The organism is Cytobacillus sp. NCCP-133 (assembly GCF_026011715.1).
GTDB lineage: Bacteria > Bacillota > Bacilli > Bacillales > Cytobacillaceae > Cytobacillus.
The window spans coordinates 76,742-95,689 of record NZ_BRVM01000005.1; the positions used below are offsets into that span (position 1 = coordinate 76,742).

An 18,948-nucleotide genomic window follows, 5' to 3' on the forward strand; every position below is an offset into this window, starting at 1 on the left:
AACATTGTTTGTTATTACAAAACAAAAGGCGGTGTTTGTTTTGATTGGAGCAGAATCGATGAGCGCATTAAAAAAGCTGCTCAATGAAGAGCAGATATTTAGGGATGAAGCAGTTTTCAATCCCTATGGAAACTCAGGCGAAGTAACGGTTTACCCAGAAACGGAAGAAGAAATTTCAGCCGTTCTAAAATATGCTAATTCAAATAAATTAACCATCAATATTACGGGCGGGGGAACTAAGCGAGGATTTGGCGGATTAATGGAAAAGTCGGGTATCCTCCTATCTCTTGAAAGGTATAAAGGAATTGTGGAACATACGCCTGGAGATATGACGGTGACCGTAAAAGCGGGGACACCATTTAACGACATACAGGATTATTTGGCAAAATATAATCAGAAAATTTCCCTTGACCCATTTTGGCCCCAAATGGCAACAATTGGCGGAATTATAGCCGCAAATGAAAGCGGACCCAAAAGATTGGGCTATGGATCCGCCCGAGATGCCGTTATTGGGTTAAGGACAGTTTACCCAGATGGAAAGGTCATACGATCTGGAGGAAAAGTCGTAAAAAATGTCGCCGGCTATGATATGAACAAGCTATTTATTGGATCTATGGGGACACTGGGGGTTGTTTCCGAAATTACATTAAAACTTAGGCCGCTGCCCAAATGTGAAAGTTTGGTTCTCGTTTCGTTCCCGCAAGGAAAGATGGAGAAGATAAAAGTCCTTGCAGTGAACATTTTAGATTCTATGATTGAACCTGTTACGATGGAACTATTAAATCCTGCACTGGCAAATAAGCTTGCCGGCATAAATTCCTATACACTTGCCTTGACTTTTGAAGATGTCGAGAGTTCTGTTAGATATCAGGAAGAATTTATAAAAAACATTCTCCCTGCTGACGCAGATTTGAGGATACATTCAAAAGAAGAGTCAGAATCATTTTGGTCCGAATTTTACCAGCATATTCCTAATACGGCAGCCAAAGAATTGCCGGCTGAAACAGAAGCTTCCCTTAAAATTGGATCGGTCAATATGTCCATCCTAAATGTAATGAAAGAAGCTGAACTTCTAATAGACCTATTAAATGTTTCAATCGAATCGCATGGAGGTCTTGGCCATGGATTGAGCCAGGTAACAATCAGGGGAGCTGCGGAAGATGTCGCCGATGCCGCTGCCAAAGTGAGACAGATTGCTGAAAGTACTGGCGGATACGCCATTGTTAAGCATATGACGTTTGAAATGCGAAAAGAGATAAGCGTCTGGGGAGAGAACCCTTCCTATTTCTTTTTGCTCCAGGGTATAAAGACAAAAATTGATCCACTGAAAACTTTGAACCCAAAAAGATTTGTAGGAGGGATATAAGTGAGTGTCCGGGAACTCGATTTAAAGCAAGATCCGCCATGTACCTCAGGATTAGGCAACTATTTATGGAGCGATCCGCCGGATGAAAAGAAGTGGGCTGATTGTGTCCACTGCGGCATGTGCCTTGAATCATGTCCGACTTATGAGCAGACAGGTCAAGAGCAGCATTCTCCAAGGGGAAGGGTCCATCTGATTAAATCAGTTGCTGAAGGGAAGCTTCAGGTGAACGAACAATTTATGGATCCGGTATTTCAGTGCTTGGATTGCCGCGCATGTACGACTGCATGCCCTGCCGATGTCGATGTGGGCGGCTTGATTGAGGAAGCCCGAGGCCAGATTCGGCAAGCTATGCCATTAACGGGGGTAAAGGGTGCAATCAGCAAGTTTTTCCTGCGTGATCTTTTTCCGCATCAAAGTCGTTTGAATACACTTGGAAGCCTACTGAAATTTTACCAAAAAAGCGGAATGCAAACAGTTGTCAGAAAGACGAAACTTTTAAATGTAATGCCTGAGCATCTGGTGGATATGGAGTCCATCATGCCGGAAGTGAAAGAACCGGTTAAAAAGAAGTATAAGGATGTAAAAGTAATCAAAGCAAAAGGGCAAACAAAACAGGAAGTTGCCATGTTAACTGGCTGTGTAATGGATGTCATGTTCAGCGATATTAACGAATCGACTATAAGTGTCCTTACACGTAACGGAAATGATGTTGTCATTCCTCAAAATCAGACTTGCTGCGGTGCTCTTCATGTTCATGCCGGTGACCGGGATATGGGAAGAAAATTGGCTAAGCAGAACATGGAGGCATTCAAAAATTTCGATAAAATTATTGTCAATGCAGCTGGATGCGGGTGCATGATGAAGGAATATGCCGAATTATTCAAGGAAGACCCAGAGATGCACGCAAAAGCAGAGGAATTTTCTGAAAAAGTAGAGGATATTTCAAAGTATCTTCACGATACAGGCTATGAAAAACCGAAGGCGGAGATTAATAAAAGAATTACCTACCATGATGCCTGCCATTTAGCTCATGGACAGGGAATCCGCCAGCAGCCACGTGACATATTATTGGATATCCCGGGTGTGGATATGATCCATATGCCGAATTCAGATCGCTGCTGTGGCAGTGCAGGGATTTATAACATTACAAATCCGGAGATGGCCAATGCCGTCCTTGAAAGCAAAATGAAAAATGTACCGGCTGATGTAGAAATGATTTCGATGGGCAATCCAGGCTGTATGCTGCAAATGGCAATGGGGGTCCAAAAATATGGGCGAAGCCAAAAAATTGTTCATACCGTACAGCTTCTTGATTGGGCTTATCAAAAGGAAGACCAAACTAAGGAGGGAGAAAAGTGAAGGCGAAGAATCAGATTAAATCAACTGATAAGCATATTGTAAACTTGGCTGAAATTGTTGGCGGCGCCCGCTCCATTCTTTATCTTAAAGAAGATTTGGTTGCCTACGACTGTGACGGATTTACCATTCATAAGCATTTGCCTAAGGCGGTTGTCTTTCCAAAAAATACACAGGAAGTTGCTGAGGTTGTTCAATACTGTTCAGAAAATAATCTCCCTTTTCTTGCAAGAGGAGCAGGAACTGGACTTAGCGGTGGAGCAATTCCGCTGAATGGAGAAATTATTATCAGTATGGTGCGGATGAAAAAGCTCATCAGTGTTGATCTGGAAAACCGCCGGGCTGTCGTGGAACCCGGGTTTGTTAACCTGATGCTGACAAATTCGATTTCAGATAAAGGCTATTATTATGCCCCGGACCCCTCAAGCCAATATTGTTGTACAATAGGCGGGAATGTGGCAGAAAATGCGGGCGGTGCACATTGCTTGAAATATGGTGTGACCACAAACCATATACTGGGTCTTGAAGTAGTCATGCCAAATGGTGAAATTGTCGAAGTTGGAAAGGACGGCATTCCGGATGCGCCGGGGTATGATTTGCTGGGTCTAATTACAGGTTCGGAAGGTACATTGGGCATTGTTACGAAAATAACAGTCCGAATATTGAAAAATCCGGAAGGAAAGCAAACAGTACTTGCTTACTTTGATCGTGTTGAAGACGGGAGCCAGGCAGTATCAGACATTATTTCTGCAGGGATTGTGCCGGCTGCACTTGAAATGATGGATAAGACAGCAATTGAAGGGGTAGAGGCAGCAGCCTTTCCGGTGGGCCATCCAAAAGATATAGAAGCTGTTCTGCTTATAGAAGTAGATGGAATCGCTGCAGGGATTGATGAACAAATCAATCAAATTCTTGAGGTTTGCAGAAAACGGAATGTCCGTGAGGTACGTGCAGCGAAAAATGAAGAGGAGCGGGCAAGATGGTGGGCGAACCGAAAAACCGGCTTTGGTGCCATGGGAGCAATCTCCCCGGATTATCTGGTGCAAGATGGAGTGATTCCTCGAAGCAAGCTTCCGGAAGTATTGAGCAAAATAAATCAGATTAGTGAAGAATTTGGATTAAGGATTGCCAATATTTTTCATGCTGGCGATGGAAACCTCCATCCGCTTGTACTGTTTGATGCCAGAATACCGGGAGAATCGAAAAAAGCGTTGGAAGCTGGAAGCCAGTGCCTGAAGGTATGTGCCGATGTAGGGGGAACGATTACCGGAGAGCATGGTGTCGGTATTGAAAAGCGGGAAGAAATGCGATTTGTTTTCTCCGAAGAAGAGATTGCTGCGCAGACTGATATCCGTGAAGTATTTAATCCTTATAATTTTCTTAATGCAGGGAAGCTCTTCCCATCTCCGGGACGATGTGTCGAGATAAAGAAAGAGTTAAAGGCTCAGGCAAAAATAGGGTGAACATTTTAGATTTGTAGAGCTTGTTGCTTTTGGAATGCAAAACTAAGCTTTACCATCTGAGCTGATTGCAGCAAGTGTGCAATTGACTCCTTAAAAATGCATCCGTATTTTCCTCGGGGAGTGTTTATCCTTGGATGTTTTTCAATGTTCAGCGGGAAGCATGTGAAGTGCGAGCCCCCAGGCTCCCTGCGGAAAGCAAGTGCCCGCCGGAAGTCAACAGGCTGAATGATCAGAGCAAATTAAAAAGGAAAAGAATCACAAATCACATGAAAATTATTGAAACTGATGTGAAAAGCATGCTATTATTTTTTTAGAGAAAATAAAAAAACGCTGTTTGTTAATAACAAACATTAAGTGGAAAGTGAAGAACCAAGGAGGAATTGATCAATGGGAAACTATGTGCAATCTGGAAAGCTGAAAGTCGCAAGCGAACTCTATGAATTTATTAATTCGGAAGCACTTCCGGAAAGCGGAGTCAATCAAGAGAATTTCTGGTCTGGATTGGAAGCGCTTTTAAATGATTTGACACCTAAAAACAAAGCATTGCTTAAAAAGCGGGATGAAATCCAGCAGCAGATAAATGCCTGGCATCGTGAACATCAAGAATTTGATTTTACTAGCTATAAAGCATTTTTAGAAAAAATCGGCTACCTTGAACCAAAAGCTGAGGATTTCAATATTACAACTGAAAATGTGGACGATGAAGTGGCTGTCCAGGCAGGCCCGCAATTGGTTGTACCTGTAAATAATGGACGCTATGCAATCAACGCTGCCAATGCACGATGGGGCAGCTTATATGATGCACTTTATGGAACTGATGCAATCAGTGAAGAGAATGGAGCGCAAAGAGGTGGCGGATATAACCCTGTCAGAGGGGAAAAGGTTATCTCCTTTGCAAGAGAATTCTTGGATAATACGGTTCCTTTAACAAACGGATCACATAAAGATGCTGTCCAATACAGGATTGAAGAAGGGAAGTTGGCGGTTGCTCAAAGCAATGGGGAAACTGCAGGCTTAAGGGATGAATCGAAGTTTGCCGGCTATCAGGGAGAGCAGGGTCAGCCGTCGGCAGTCCTCCTGAAAAATAATGGACTCCATTTTGAAATTCAGATTGACAGAAGTCACCCGATAGGTAAAACAGATGATGCTGGGGTAAAAGATGTATTGCTTGAAGCTGCAGTTACAACCATTATGGATTGTGAAGATTCTGTAACAGCCGTTGATGCCGAAGATAAGGTTCTCGTATATCGCAACTGGCTGGGACTCATGAAAGGTGACCTTTCTGCATCCTTTGTTAAAGGCAGCAAGAATCTGACTCGTACATTAAATCCTGACCGTTCGTATGTTTCTCCGGAAGGGAAGGAATTCGCGCTTTCTGGACGTTCGCTTATGTTCATACGCAACGTAGGCCATTTAATGTCAAATAGTGCGATTTTGGATGAAAACGGGCATGAAATACAGGAAGGTATTCTTGATACAGTTGTAACCAGCTTGATCGCGAAGCATACATTGCTCGGAAATGGCCCTTACCAGAATTCTTCCGAAGGTTCAATCTATATTGTTAAACCTAAAATGCACGGTTCTAAAGAGGTAGCTTTTGCCAATGAGTTATTTGACCGTACAGAAGATTTGCTTGGACTGGAACGCAATACAATAAAAATTGGCGTGATGGATGAAGAACGCCGCACTTCCTTAAATCTTAAAGCTTGCATCCGTGAAGTAAAGGATCGGATCGTATTTATTAATACTGGGTTCCTTGACCGCACTGGGGATGAAATGCATACATCCATGGAAGCTGGCCCAATGATCCGCAAAAATGATATGAAATCAACTGCATGGCTTAAAGGATATGAAAGGTCCAATGTTAACACTGGACTTGAAACAGGATTCCAGGGCCGTGCACAAATCGGAAAAGGAATGTGGGCTATGCCGGATATGATGGCAGATATGATGGAGCAAAAAATTGGCCACTTGAATGCAGGAGCGAACACTGCCTGGGTTCCATCTCCTACAGCTGCAACCCTTCATGCATTGCATTATCATCAGGTTGATGTGTCACAAGTTCAAAATAAGCTGATGGAGAAAATCTCTGATCTTCGCGATGATATCCTTCAAATACCGGTCGATGACAATCCACAATGGAGCCTGGAGGAAATCCAGGAAGAGCTGGACAATAACGCACAGGGTATTTTAGGGTATGTTGTCCGCTGGGTTGAACAAGGGATTGGATGTTCAAAAGTTCCTGATATCAACAATATTGGCTTGATGGAAGACCGTGCGACATTGAGGATTTCCAGTCAGCATGTAGCGAACTGGCTGCATCATGGCATTTGTACAAAGGAACAGGTACTCGAAACTCTTAAGAAAATGGCCAAGGTTGTAGACGAGCAAAACGCTGGAGATGAAGCTTACCGCCCAATGGCTGCAGATTTTGATAACTCTGTTGCATTCATTGCCGCTTGTGATCTTGTATTTGATGGATATGACCAGCCAAATGGATACACAGAACCAATTCTTCACCGCCGCCGTCTTGAGGCAAAAACCAAGTTTGCAGTACAGCAATAATTTCTTTAAAGGGAAACAGGGCATTTTTATGCCCTGTTTTTATAAGAATACTTATCCAACAGTCAAAGTTAACCGAGATAACAGAATAGAAGGGAGACCGTTTTCATGAAATTTACAAGATTTGAAGTTGAATCAACGGTACATACAGGTGTAATGGAAAATGAAACAATTAAAGAGATTAAAGGTAATATGTTTGGAGAATGGGAGTTTACGGGCAATGCATTTGCCAAAGATGAGGTTAAGCTGCTTGCTCCGATAGTTCCCAATCAGATTATAGGCATCGGAGCAAACTATGTGTCGGCAAAAATAGATCTGCCGGAAGAGCTCCCTGCAATTCCTGTTTTCTTTTTTAAGCCTGGTTCCTCAGTTATTGGACCAGAAGAAAAAATTGTTATACCAAAAGACATAGAGCAGGTGAAGTTTGAGTCGGAATTAGCTGTTATCATAGGAAAAGATGCAAAGAGTGTACCCGAAGAGGATGTGCTTGACTATGTCTTCGGCTATAGTGTAGGGAATGATGTTACAGCACCTCAGTTCTTCCATAGTGACGGACATTGGACGATAGGAAAAGCATTTGACACTTTTACTCCGCTGGGACCAGTTATTGAAACAGAACTAGATCCTTTCAGCGTGCATGTAGAGGCAAAATTAAACGGAGAAGAAAAGCAGAACAGCAATACAGATTTGATGATAATTTCTATCCGTAAAATGATTTCCTACCTGACTAATGTCATGACGCTAAAGCCGGGTGATGTAATCCTTACAGGCAGTCCGGTTGGAGCTGAAATGGTCGGTCCAGGTGATGTCATTGAATGTGAAATAAAAGGAATTGGGACTCTCCGCAACACGTTTGCAGCAGCGCGTGAAAGCGTCAAGTCCGTCTAAACCTAAACTCTTTAGGGCTTGTATGCTATAATGTTTTGGAGATAAAGGTTTTACACCAGAGGTGAGCGATTTGGAAAGAGAGAATATGGTTAAATCTGTTAGCAGGGCCCTGGATATCATTACACTGGTGAGCCTGAAAAAAGGCGGTCTTGGAGTTACAGAGATAGCTAAACAGATAGACATTAATAAAAGTTCTGTATACAGAATCCTATCTACCCTGGTGCAATATGGGTATATCGAACAAGATGGCGATACAGGCAAATACAAGCTTGGCTATAAGTTCCTAGAAATCAGTTCAAAACTTCTTGACTCCATCGATTTAAGGGCGGAGGCAAGGCCGTTTTTGCAGGAACTTGAAAATGAGACTAACGAAGTTATTCATTTAGTTGTATACGATCAAGGAGAAGTTGTATATATCGAAAAGCTGGAAGGAAATGAAACCTTGAGAATGCACTCTAAAGTAGGGAAAAGGGCGCCTATGCATTGCACGTCAGTAGGAAAAGCCATCCTTGCGCACCTGCCATCAAGTGTCGTCATTGATATTTTGGATCGGAAAGGAATGCCTGTTCATACGGATAAAACAATCACAGATAAAGAAGAATTCCTTAAGGAACTCAGCCACGTCAGGCAAAGTGGCTATGCGCTGGATCTGGAGGAAAATGAATATGGGATTACATGTGTAGCAGCTCCCATTTTTGACCACCTGGGAAAGGTAGTTGCGGCAGTCAGTATTTCAGGCCCTACTATGAGAATGACCGATGATCGGCTTAAAATGCTTAAATCGATTATGGTTAGGAGAGGGAAAGAAATATCTTCCCGTTTGGGTCATGTTACCCCTATAAGTTAGTTGGATTTGCCCGATAAATCTTTTATTAAAGATATATCGGGCAAATTTTTTTGTATATATATACTAAATTTTTAATCAAAATGTATAAACTAAATTTTAAGAAAATTATTGAAATTACGAAAAAGGTCTGTATAATTAAGGATAGCACGAACCATTGTTGTATAACAAGAACGTTATAGTTGTATAACAGTGTTTCGTTGTTCGCAACAAATTGCAATTATTGTTCGCTATTACAAAACAAAGGAGGAAATGTGTTTTATGGGTACAGGGATGTTATCTTTTTTATCTCTATTGCCGATTATTGCAGTGGCAGTGTTCCTTGTGGGACTGAGATGGCCGGCAAGTAATGCGATGCCGATTTCTTACATCGTTGCAGTTGGCCTGGCCTTGTTTGTCTGGAAAGTGCCTGGTGCAAATGTCGCAGCTGCATCAATTAATGGCCTTGTTGTAGCTGGGACTCTTCTTTACATTATTTTTGGGGCAATTCTGCTTCTCAATACCCTACAGGAAAGCGGAGGTATTAAAACGATCCGCCAGGGTTTCACTGATATTTCAGGTGACCGCAGAATACAGGTAATCATCATAGCATGGCTATTCGGTTCCTTCATTGAAGGGTCTGCCGGTTTCGGTACTCCTGCGGCTGTAGCAGTACCACTGCTTGTTGGCTTGGGATTCCCTGCAATGGCAGCTGTTGTAGCCGGAATGGTTATTCAAAGTACGCCAGTTTCTTTTGGTGCAGTGGGTACCCCAATGCTTGTTGGTGTACAAACGGGTTTATCTGCAGATCCGGCTATTACCAATGACTTCCTTGCTCTTACTACATTAATTGCAGGTAAGGTTGCAATTCTCCATATGATCGCCGGTACGCTTGTTCCAATATTTGTTGTAGCATTAATGACAAGATTTTTTGGAAAGAATAAGTCGTTTACAGAGGGCATCAAAGTCTGGAAATTCGCCTTGTTTGCATCCTTCTCCATGACTATACCTTATGTAATTGTTGCAAATGTTTTGGGGCCAGAGTTCCCATCTATGATTGGCGGACTTGTCGGTCTGGCAATCGTCGTTTTTGCTGCGAAAAAAGGTTTCTTAATGCCTCCTAAAGATCAGGAGTGGGATTTTGAAGAGAAATCCAAATGGGATCCTGAATGGATAGGATCGCTGGAAATCAAAGATATTGCTCACAAAAGCGGCAGCATGAGCATGTTTCGTGCCTGGGCTCCTTATATATTAGTGGGCTTGTTCCTGGTATTAACTCGTTTGAAAACGCTTCCTTTAATGGAGTGGCTTCAAGCATGGACTGTAAAGTTTGAAAATATTTTTGAATCGGGCATAACTGCAAGCTTCCAGCCTCTGTATTTGCCAGGAACCATTTTCATTGTCGTTTCACTCATCACTTATTTTATTCATGGAATGAATGCAAGCGGTTATAAACGTGCATGGTCGCAATCTGGAAAGACAATGATTGCAGCCTCAACAGCACTTATATTTACGGTTCCAATGGTACAGGTTTTCTTGAATTCTGGTGGCGGTGCTGCTGGATACGATAAAATGCCAATTGAATTGGCGAATGGTGTAGCAGCCCTGGCTGGAGAATATTGGCCGTTTTTCTCTACCTTTATTGGTGGAATTGGCGCTTTTATCGCAGGAAGCAATACGGTAAGCAATATGATGTTTTCGCTATTCCAGCATGATGTAGGATCTCAGATTGGCGTTGATGCAACATGGATTGTTGCCCTTCAGGCAGTTGGCGGGGCAGCTGGTAACATGATATGTGTGCATAACGTTGTAGCCGCATCCGCCGTAGTTGGCCTCGTTGGAAAAGAGGGAGCGGTAATCCGGAAAACGCTATTCCCATTCTTCTATTACGCCCTATTAACAGGTTCTGTTGGCTATTCGATTGTATGGTATTCACAAAAAGGCATCTTCAACCTTGGATCTTTCATTGCTGTCGGCATTGCTGTAGCAGCAGTATATATTATTGCTACGAATAACAGACGCTCCAACATGATTTTGCCTCCACCTTCAATGAATGTAAAGTCAGCTAAATAGATATTTTTCTGAACTGGCTCAGCTCTTATGCTGAGTCAGTTTTTTAATGGATTTAAAATTTTACAAAATAATGTCTAATGCCCCTTCTCTTTTCCAAATCCTTGTAATATAATCTAATTGTATTAACTGTACTATGAATGATAGTACACTATATACAGTTGGGAGGGTTAGCATGTTTGAATTAGACGTAAGGAGCCGGAAGCCTATATATGAACAATTGGTTGAACGGTTAAAAGAGCTGATCATTACAGAGGTTTTAAAGGCTGATGAACAGCTCCCTTCCGTTCGAATGCTGGCCCAGCAGCTGACAATCAATCCAAATACCATTCAAAAGGCATACAGAGAACTTGAATCTCAAGGGTATATTTATTCTATTAAAGGAAAAGGAAGTTTTGTCAGTCCTGCAACTCCCAACCAAAATAGTGAAAAAATTATAAAAGTGAAAACAGAACTATCGAAACTCATCTCAGAAGCACTCTATCTCGGCATCACAGCCGATGAATTATTCAAGATGATAAAAGAAATTGACACAATCGTAGGGGGAGGGATTGAAAATGATCAAAATCAGTAATGTCCGGAAATCTTTTGAGGAATTGGAAGCGATCGAAAAGATCAGCATTCATGTGAACAAAGGATCAATTTATGGGCTGCTGGGGTCTAACGGGGCAGGCAAAACAACACTTTTGAAATTATTGACGGGCATTTATGTACAGGATGAAGGATCCGTTACGATTGATGGCCAGCAGGTTTTTGAAAATGCATCTATAAAAGAAAAGATTTTTTTTATCCAAGATCATCCTTATTTTCTTCCCCAATATACGGTAAAGCAAATGGCACATTTCTATAAAAGTATTTATAGCGGCTGGGATCATGTCCGTTTTAAAGAGCTGGCAGCTATTTTTGAATTGGATATAAATAAAAAAATCCATAGATTTTCAAAAGGGGTTCAGAGACAGGCAGCCTTTATTCTTGCATTATCTGCCAGACCTGAAGTATTAATCCTGGATGAACCTATGGATGGACTCGACCCTGTTATGAGGAAAAAGGTCAAAAACCTGATCATAGACGAAGTCGCTGCTAGAGAAATGACTGTTTTGATTTCTTCTCATAATTTACGTGAAGTGGAAGATTTGTGTGACTATATAGCTATTATGCATAAGGGAAACTTAATCATTGAAAAAGATCTAGATGACCTTAAAACGGATACTCATAAAATTCAAGTAGCTTTCAAAGGCTCCATGCCCGCCATCTTTGATTCTATGAAAATACTACATAAAGAAAAAAGGGGCAGCGTCATGATCTGTATTGTCAAGGGAGAGGCAGGGGAAATCTTGGAATACGTTCAGCGATTTAAGCCGGTCATTTTCGATTTGCTTCCCCTGACACTTGAAGAGATTTTTATTTACGAAATGGGGGATGTTGGATATGCAGTCCAAAATATCCTTGGTTAATAAAGAAATAGGGAAAACCATTGCAAGGAGTGTTGGCTGGGTTTCCATTGTTTACTTTCTTGTTCTTTTTTTCGCAGTTCCACTTGAGATTATAATGACTTCTTCAGCGGAACAACGTAAATTCATTGATATTGATAACCTGTTCCAATATCACTTTCAGCTGCAAATTATTTTAAATATAGCCATTCCAGTCGTTATGTCTGTTTTCTTATTCCGGTTCCTGCAGGTAAAACAGTATAGCGATTTAATTCATAGCCTTCCGGTTAAAAGAGAATCTATTTTTCATCAATATGCAATCGCTGGATTTTTTCTACTGGTTTTGCCCGTTTTCCTGATTTCTATTATTGTCCTTATTCTATATCAGCCCTTGTATTTGAATGAATTTTATTCTCTAGGCGAAATATTTAAATGGCTGGGAATTACGATTTTGTATAATGCCTTCATTTATTTTGCTGGAGTTTTTGTTGGTATGGTTACAGGGTTATCTGCAGTCCAGGGGACCTTGACATATATACTCCTGCTGCTGCCAGTCGGCCTTATCATTTTGCTAGCTTTTAATTTGCCTTTCTATGTATATGGTTATCCTAGCCAATATTATTTGGAGAGCAAGTTTGAGAAGTTTTCGCCTCTGGTTTCAATAACGCAAATGAGTCACCGTAGTCTTTTGGCTACCGAGATTATTATTTACCTTATCTTGTTATTCTCACTTTACTGGCTAAGCTTGTGGATCTATAGAAAAAGAAAGCTGGAGGCTGTGTCGCAGGCACTCGTTTTTCCGATTACAAAACCTATCTTTAAATATGGAGCAGCATTTTGCAGCATGCTTCTTGGTGGAATGTATTTTGGAGAAATGCGAAACGGGATGGGCTGGCTTATTGCCGGATATGTGTTTGGTGCATTGCTAGGCTTTGTGATTGCTGAGATGGTTCTGCAGAAATCATGGCGAGTAAGTATTCATATTAAAGGCTTGGTGATTTATACAGCTGCTATGGCAGTGTTGTTCATATTGTTCCAATTTGACTTAACACAATATGAAAAAAATATACCAGCGGCCAATGAAATTGAACGGGTTCATTTCAGCGAGAGTTTTTACTTATATAGTGATGCTGATCAAGATGAACCTATATATCTTAAAGATTACGCAAATATTGATTTAGTCAGAAGGCTTCATAAGGAGATTGTCGGAAATAAAGACATGAATAAACTGCAATCCAATAACCAGAATACTGCCTTTATCGTGTATGAGCTGAAAAACGGGGAAAAACTTGTTCGCAATTACAGAATCGATAAGTCGAAATACCATCCATTTTATAAGCTTATTTTTGAATCAGCTGAATATAAAATGGCGACGAATGAAATCTACAATGTAGCTGCCGATGAAACGACTAAAATTACGATTACTCCGTCTGGCCCTGTTAATAAGCAGGCTGTGATTACTGATCCTGAAGATATAACTGCAACGGTGGAAATACTGACTGAAGAAGTTGATTCTGCTGCCTATGATGATAGCCAAATCCAAGTTGAACCATATGCGTATATAGAAATTTTCTATAGTGATAATAAAAAGGCCTATATGCATTGGGACCCGTCCTATATCAAGTTTGAAAAATGGCTTAAGGAAAAGTCATTGCTTGATAAGGCAAGGGTGACAGGAAATGATATTTCATATGCATTGGCCGCAAAAGCAGCGGATATTGATATTGACTATGCAAGGGGATATTCATACGAGGAGATTTTTGAGGAAATGAATGAGAACCCGTTAACTCTGAAAATAACTGACAAAGACCAAATAGAGAGCAGCATTAAGAACGCAAAAGGTTTTATTGATGGAGACTATATTATCGCTTTCTACTTTGATGAACAAAGGTCGATAGATATTAAGAGCTTTAATGAAAAAGATGTACCAGACTTTCTCAAACGCCAGTTTGAATAGCAGGCAAGGATGCCAAAACAGAGAGGGGGATGAGAGTGAGTATCCATTTAGATATGAGAGAAATTTACCATTTGTATTATAAAAAGCTTTTTCATATTGCTATTTGCATCACCCGAGATCATTATCTCGCACAGGACGTTGTCCAGGAGACACTGATCAAGGCATATAAAAAGATGGACACTATTGATGATCAGGATAAATTGGGTGCATGGCTATCAGCAATTGCGACTAGAACTGCCATTGATTTCGTCCGAAAAGAAAGAAAGACAAATGAGAGAATCCTAGACTCCGTAGATTTTGAAAAATGTCTTGAAAGAAAGCATAATGATGCAGGACAAGAAGCTGAAATCAACATGCTGCAGGAACAGATATACAAATATGTCGATTCTCTCTCCCCTGATCAAAAGAGAGTCTTTCTGCTCAAAACAAAACATGGATTAAAGGAAAGGGAAATAGCAGAAATCCTCCATTTAAACCCAAACACAGTGAAGACAAAATTATACAGGATCAGACAACAGCTGAAAGAAATGCTTTTAGCCCGTAATTTAGCCTGATAAAAATGCAGCCTTCATCATGAGGCTGCATTTTTATCAGGCTAACAAAATATTGAGAATGTGAACATTTAATGAAAGTTACTTAATAGACAAAAACCAAAGATAGAAATCAAGATTCAGTTACGAAAACCATTTAAAATAGCCGTTTTTCAAAAAAAAGAGCATTATATACTTAAACCTGCAATCATGTCAGTGATATTTATCATTATAAATTTTGTCAGATTATGATCTTGAAAAATTAGTGGAAAACTATAGAAAAATATTTTTACATTTAATAGAAATCATAGGTATAATATTTTTAAAAGTGCAGAATTTGCCGTTCATTTTAATCATTTTAACGGATAAACCACCTTGAAAATCCCCCTCTCAGCATCTGCTTCCAAGTATCCTTATTCAATTGTTTTATTGGCAAAATAAATTAAAACGCTTTTTCGTAAAGGAGGTGTTAATAGTATGAACCCTCTCTTGGATTTAGCCTGGAGGACTCACACAAGAGAGAGAATTGAAAGGGGTATACCTTTCTATTTAAGTATACTCCTTTTTGTAAGAATGTGAAATATGTCACAAAAACTTTAAAAAGGGGAATATATATGGTTGTGAGTATTAATGAAAAGTTTGTAATTAGAAGAAATACTATGGCAATCTTACCTGGTTCTTCATCCAGGGGCAGCTATTCGAAAATAATGGAAGTTGGCCAGACATTTTCATTAGAGCTTCCCCCTTTTGAGGTAATGAATGATAGCTTATTGCATTATTGTTCAGATTTAAAAGGATCGATTAGGGGAACAAAAGCCATTCTTGGTTCAACGAGTACCCCGCCGGTATGCATTAATGCAAATCTGGATATGTACTGGTTTCCGCACAAATCTCCCTTTATGCCAGACTGTGTCTGGATTGCTCTGCATCATGTTAAAGATTTAAGATTTGAATCGAATAGCCAAACGAGTTTGTTTTTTTCAAATGGGCAGAGCATTTATTTGGATATTGGCATAAGGCATATTCAGTCCATTATTGATTTGGCTGAGGAGCTAAGGTACAAAATGATAAAAACAAGAAATAGGACACGGAGCTTTACTTTTGACTCAAAAAATGGCTTACAGCTTGTTAGCGAAGAATCGAACAAATATAAATAAAATGATTTTTAAACAAGCCGGCAGGAAAAGCAGTCCTTTTAATGGAAATGAATTTCTGAAAACGTATTTTAAATAGGAGGTTCAATATGGAAATAAAAGATTGCAGGGCCATTATTACAGGAGGTGCCTCAGGGCTTGGTGAGGCAACTGTGAGGCATATAGCAGCCAGAGGCGGAAAAGTTCTTATCGCAGATTTGGCAGAAGATCGCGCAAGGAAGCTCGCAGATGAAATAGGGGAAAATGTTCAATTTTTTAAAACCGATGTGACAAAGGAAGAGGATGTGCAGAAAGCAATGGAATTTGCTGAAGATCAACTGGGTTCATTCAATACAGCAGTCAACTGTGCGGGAATTGGCATTGCTGCCAAATTGCTCGGACGAAAGGGTGTCCATGCACTGGATATGTTTTCAAAAGTGATCTCTATTAATCTCATAGGCACTTTCAATGTAATTAGGTTAGCAGCAGACCATATGTCAAAAAATAATCCAAATGAACAAGGTGAGAGAGGCGTGATTATTAATACAGCTTCTGTTGCAGCATACGAAGGCCAAATTGGGCAGGCCGCGTATAGTGCTTCAAAAGGCGGTGTAATCAGCATGACTTTGCCGATTGCCAGAGAGCTTGCTGCTTATGGAATTCGTGTTATGACAATTACGCCGGGATTATTTAATACACCTATGTTCGAATCACTTCCTGAAGAGGCCAGAAATTCTTTAGGCAAGATGGTTCCATTCCCTTCAAGACTGGGATATCCCGAGGAATATGCGAAGCTCTCTGAAAGCATATTGGAAAATCCAATGCTTAATGGTGAAACAATACGTCTTGACGGCGGGATTCGCATGCAGCCAAAATAAAATTCAAAACCTAACCTTATGATTATTGAAAAGGTTAGGTTTTTTTTATGGATTTATAATTCTAAATGTTCTAAAAATAATGATAATTATTGTACAATATATATGTAAGCCTTCGCATAAGTAAGGTGAAGTAATATGAGGTATCGCGAAAAAATTTTACAGGTTCGGAGGGGAAGGGATGGCTGTATCGTACATAAAGGAAGAACATGAAATTTTTCGAAAGTCATTACGGAAATTCCTGGAGAAGGAAGCATATCCGAATTATGAACAATGGGAAGAGGACAGGATTATACCGCGGGCGTTTTGGAGGAAGATGGGGGATCAGGGATTTTTATGTCCGGATATTGAGGAGAAATATGGCGGCAGCAATGTAGATTGGGGATTTTCAGTTGTGATCAACGAAGAACTGGAACGTGTAGGTTCTGGTTTGGTAGGAATAGGCCTGCACAATGACATAGTAGTGCCGTATATCACAGCTTATGGAACCGAGGAACAGAAACAAAGGTGGCTGCCAAAATGTACTACAGGTGAAATCATTACTGCCATTGCCATGACCGAACCGGGAGCAGGTTCAGATTTAGCCGGAATTAAGACGACGGCGAAGCTTGAAGATGACCATTATGTTGTGAATGGGGAAAAAACCTTCATCACAAATGGAATTCATTCCGATTTAATAATTGTGGCCTGCAAAACAGATCCGAATGCGGTTCCGCGGCATAAAGGAGTGAGCCTGCTTTCGATAGAGAGGGATACGTCAGGCTTTTCAAGAGGAAGGAAGTTAAGTAAAGTCGGCCTGCACTGCCAGGACACAGCTGAGCTGATATTCGAGGATTGCAAAGTCCCAAAAGAAAATTTAATTGGTGAAGAAGGAAAAGGTTTTTTCTATTTGATGGATAAACTGCAGCAGGAACGGCTTGTTGTAGCGGTTGCCGCACAAGTGGCAGCAGAAGAAATGCTTAAATTAACCATCGGTTATGTCAAAAAACGCGAGGCGTTCGGAAGACAAATCAGCCAATTCCAAAACACACAATTTAGAATAGCTGAAATGGCTACTGATATCGAAATGGGGAGGGCGTTTCTTGATAGCTTGATTGAGGAGCATTTGGAGGGCAAAGATGTAGTGACAAAAGTATCCATGGCTAAATGGAAGCTCACAGACAATGCACGGAAAATTGCATCCGAATGCATGCAGCTTCATGGCGGCTATGGCTATATGGAAGAATACGAGATTGCCAGAAGGTACAGGGATATTCCGGTCGCCAGCATTTACGCTGGCACCAATGAAATTATGAAAACGATCATAGCAAAAAACATGGGGCTATAAGGAGGAAAAATTGATGCTCGAAGCAGTCATTGTAGAAGGGGTTCGAACACCTGTAGGAAGAAAAAACGGCTTGCTGAAGGAGGTCCGGGCGGACGACCTTGCGGCAGAGGCTTTAAAGGCACTAGTTGAGCGTGCTGGCATAGACCCTGCCATTGTAGATGATGTCATTCTGGGCTGTGTTTCGCAAATTGGCGAACAAACAGGGGATATTGCCAGGGTGGCATCCCTGATTGCCGGTTTTCCAATTGAAGTTCCAGGAACGACCATTGATCGCCAATGTGGTTCAAGCCAGCAGGCTGTCCATTTTGCTGCACAGGCCATTTTAGCTGGAGATATGGATGTGGTCATCGCCGGAGGAGTCGAGAGCATGTCACGTGTTCCAATCGGATCGAGCTATCAGGGTGTTGGCTTCAGTGAAAAGCTGACAAGCAGGCATGAAATTATCCATCAGGGCTTATCCGCAGAACGTATTGCCGAGAAATATGGATTTACAAGGGAAGAACTGGATCAGTACTCCTATGTAAGCCATCAAAAAGCACTGAAAGCTCAGGCGAAAGGATACTTTGATAAGGAGATCGTCCCGCTTGAAGTGACTTTGGATGATGGGAAAACAGTAACTGTCTCGGAAGATTCCGGTCCGAGAAGAGAAACGTCAGTAGAAGCGCTCGGAAGCCTGAAAACGGTTTTTAAACAAGATGGAGTGATTCATGCTGGAAACTCAAGCCAGATCAGTGATGGAGCAGCAGTCTTATTAATCATGTCCCGTAAAAAAGCAGAAGAGCTTGCCCTTAAGCCGAGATTTAAAATCCTTGCCCGGTCGGTAATAGGGTCAGATCCTACTTTGATGCTGACAGGACCTATACCTGCAACAGAAAAAGTACTAAAAAAGGCTGGATTAACAATTGATGACATTGATGTTTTTGAAGTAAATGAAGCATTCGCTCCTGTCCCGCTTGCCTGGCTGAAAGATACGGGGGCCGATCCTGCCAAGCTAAATCCAAATGGCGGTGCCATTGCACTGGGCCATCCTCTTGGTGGAAGCGGAGCCCGCTTAATGGTCACCATGATGCATGAACTCGAAAGAACAGGCGGGCGTTTCGGACTGCAAACCATGTGCGAAGGCCATGGAATGGCAAATGCGACAATTATTGAACGATTAGATTGAATA

Annotated in this window: 15 protein-coding genes; all 15 read left to right on the top strand. The window is 41.2% G+C overall.

Translation table 11 applies throughout. The annotated features are described in order from the left end of the window. Window positions 1–40: 40 nt before the first annotated feature. The 15 genes from NCCP133_RS08420 (at window position 41) to NCCP133_RS08490 (ending at window position 18,945) form a co-directional block, all read left to right on the top strand. The gene (locus NCCP133_RS08420; protein WP_442874249.1) at window positions 41–1,366 is read left to right on the top strand and encodes an FAD-binding oxidoreductase; all 1,326 of its coding nucleotides are present in this window, start codon (window positions 41–43) and stop codon (window positions 1,364–1,366) included. After that, window positions 1,367–2,725: a (Fe-S)-binding protein gene (locus NCCP133_RS08425; RefSeq protein ID WP_264804484.1), complete on the top strand. Its 1,359-nt coding sequence runs from the start codon at window positions 1,367–1,369 to the stop codon at window positions 2,723–2,725. Then, entirely contained in the window at window positions 2,722–4,185 is a 1,464-nt protein-coding gene (locus tag NCCP133_RS08430) for an FAD-linked oxidase C-terminal domain-containing protein (protein WP_264804485.1), read from the top strand. Before NCCP133_RS08425 ends, NCCP133_RS08430 begins: the two co-directional genes overlap by 4 nt. A gap of 387 nt (window positions 4,186–4,572) precedes the next feature. Beyond that, window positions 4,573–6,750, top strand: a complete 2,178-nt coding sequence (locus NCCP133_RS08435; protein WP_264804486.1) for a malate synthase G — start codon at window positions 4,573–4,575, stop codon at window positions 6,748–6,750. Between the two features lie 105 nt (window positions 6,751–6,855). Then, the gene (locus NCCP133_RS08440; protein WP_264804487.1) at window positions 6,856–7,635 is read left to right on the top strand and encodes a fumarylacetoacetate hydrolase family protein; all 780 of its coding nucleotides are present in this window, start codon (window positions 6,856–6,858) and stop codon (window positions 7,633–7,635) included. Between the two features lie 70 nt (window positions 7,636–7,705). Next, the gene (locus NCCP133_RS08445) at window positions 7,706–8,482 is read left to right on the top strand and encodes an IclR family transcriptional regulator (RefSeq protein ID WP_264804488.1); all 777 of its coding nucleotides are present in this window, start codon (window positions 7,706–7,708) and stop codon (window positions 8,480–8,482) included. Between the two features lie 258 nt (window positions 8,483–8,740). After that, window positions 8,741–10,531 (top strand): L-lactate permease, encoded by a 1,791-nt coding sequence (locus NCCP133_RS08450; RefSeq protein WP_264804489.1) that lies wholly within the window; start codon window positions 8,741–8,743, stop codon window positions 10,529–10,531. A 172-nt stretch (window positions 10,532–10,703) separates the two neighbouring features. After that, entirely contained in the window at window positions 10,704–11,102 is a 399-nt protein-coding gene (locus tag NCCP133_RS08455; RefSeq protein ID WP_264804490.1) for a GntR family transcriptional regulator, read from the top strand. After that, on the top strand, window positions 11,086–11,982 hold the full coding sequence (locus tag NCCP133_RS08460) for an ABC transporter ATP-binding protein (RefSeq protein WP_264804491.1): 897 nt from the start codon (window positions 11,086–11,088) through the stop codon (window positions 11,980–11,982). The genes NCCP133_RS08455 and NCCP133_RS08460 overlap by 17 nt, the downstream gene beginning before the upstream one ends. Beyond that, the gene (locus NCCP133_RS08465; RefSeq protein ID WP_264804492.1) at window positions 11,957–13,915 is read left to right on the top strand and encodes a DUF6449 domain-containing protein; all 1,959 of its coding nucleotides are present in this window, start codon (window positions 11,957–11,959) and stop codon (window positions 13,913–13,915) included. Before NCCP133_RS08460 ends, NCCP133_RS08465 begins: the two co-directional genes overlap by 26 nt. Window positions 13,916–13,950: 35 nt before the next feature. Next, entirely contained in the window at window positions 13,951–14,469 is a 519-nt protein-coding gene (locus tag NCCP133_RS08470; RefSeq protein ID WP_264804493.1) for an RNA polymerase sigma factor, read from the top strand. 590 nt (window positions 14,470–15,059) lie between these two features. After that, window positions 15,060–15,602 (top strand): competence protein ComK, encoded by a 543-nt coding sequence (locus NCCP133_RS08475; protein ID WP_264804494.1) that lies wholly within the window; start codon window positions 15,060–15,062, stop codon window positions 15,600–15,602. 86 nt (window positions 15,603–15,688) lie between these two features. After that, entirely contained in the window at window positions 15,689–16,456 is a 768-nt protein-coding gene (locus tag NCCP133_RS08480; RefSeq protein ID WP_264804495.1) for a 3-hydroxyacyl-CoA dehydrogenase, read from the top strand. A 178-nt stretch (window positions 16,457–16,634) separates the two neighbouring features. Continuing rightward, window positions 16,635–17,780 carry an acyl-CoA dehydrogenase family protein gene (locus NCCP133_RS08485; protein ID WP_264804496.1) on the top strand — a complete coding sequence of 382 codons (1,146 nt, stop codon included), beginning with the start codon at window positions 16,635–16,637 and terminating at the stop codon, window positions 17,778–17,780. Between the two features lie 13 nt (window positions 17,781–17,793). Then, on the top strand, window positions 17,794–18,945 hold the full coding sequence (locus NCCP133_RS08490) for a thiolase family protein (protein WP_264804497.1): 1,152 nt from the start codon (window positions 17,794–17,796) through the stop codon (window positions 18,943–18,945). Window positions 18,946–18,948 lie beyond the last annotated feature (3 nt).

Bases quoted from the DNA above. Each gene is read 5' to 3' on its own strand.
- NCCP133_RS08455 (WP_264804490.1), top strand. From the start codon at position 10,704: ATGTTTGAATTAGACGTAAGGAGCCGGAAGCCTATATATGAACAATTG.
- NCCP133_RS08485 (WP_264804496.1), top strand. From the start codon at position 16,635: ATGGCTGTATCGTACATAAAGGAAGAACATGAAATTTTTCGAAAGTCA.
- NCCP133_RS08450 (WP_264804489.1), top strand. From the start codon at position 8,741: ATGGGTACAGGGATGTTATCTTTTTTATCTCTATTGCCGATTATTGCA.
- NCCP133_RS08480 (WP_264804495.1), top strand. From the start codon at position 15,689: ATGGAAATAAAAGATTGCAGGGCCATTATTACAGGAGGTGCCTCAGGG.
- NCCP133_RS08460 (WP_264804491.1), top strand. From the start codon at position 11,086: ATGATCAAAATCAGTAATGTCCGGAAATCTTTTGAGGAATTGGAAGCG.
- NCCP133_RS08440 (WP_264804487.1), top strand. From the start codon at position 6,856: ATGAAATTTACAAGATTTGAAGTTGAATCAACGGTACATACAGGTGTA.
- NCCP133_RS08490 (WP_264804497.1), top strand. From the start codon at position 17,794: ATGCTCGAAGCAGTCATTGTAGAAGGGGTTCGAACACCTGTAGGAAGA.
- NCCP133_RS08475 (WP_264804494.1), top strand. From the start codon at position 15,060: ATGGTTGTGAGTATTAATGAAAAGTTTGTAATTAGAAGAAATACTATG.
- NCCP133_RS08435 (WP_264804486.1), top strand. From the start codon at position 4,573: ATGGGAAACTATGTGCAATCTGGAAAGCTGAAAGTCGCAAGCGAACTC.
- NCCP133_RS08465 (WP_264804492.1), top strand. From the start codon at position 11,957: ATGCAGTCCAAAATATCCTTGGTTAATAAAGAAATAGGGAAAACCATT.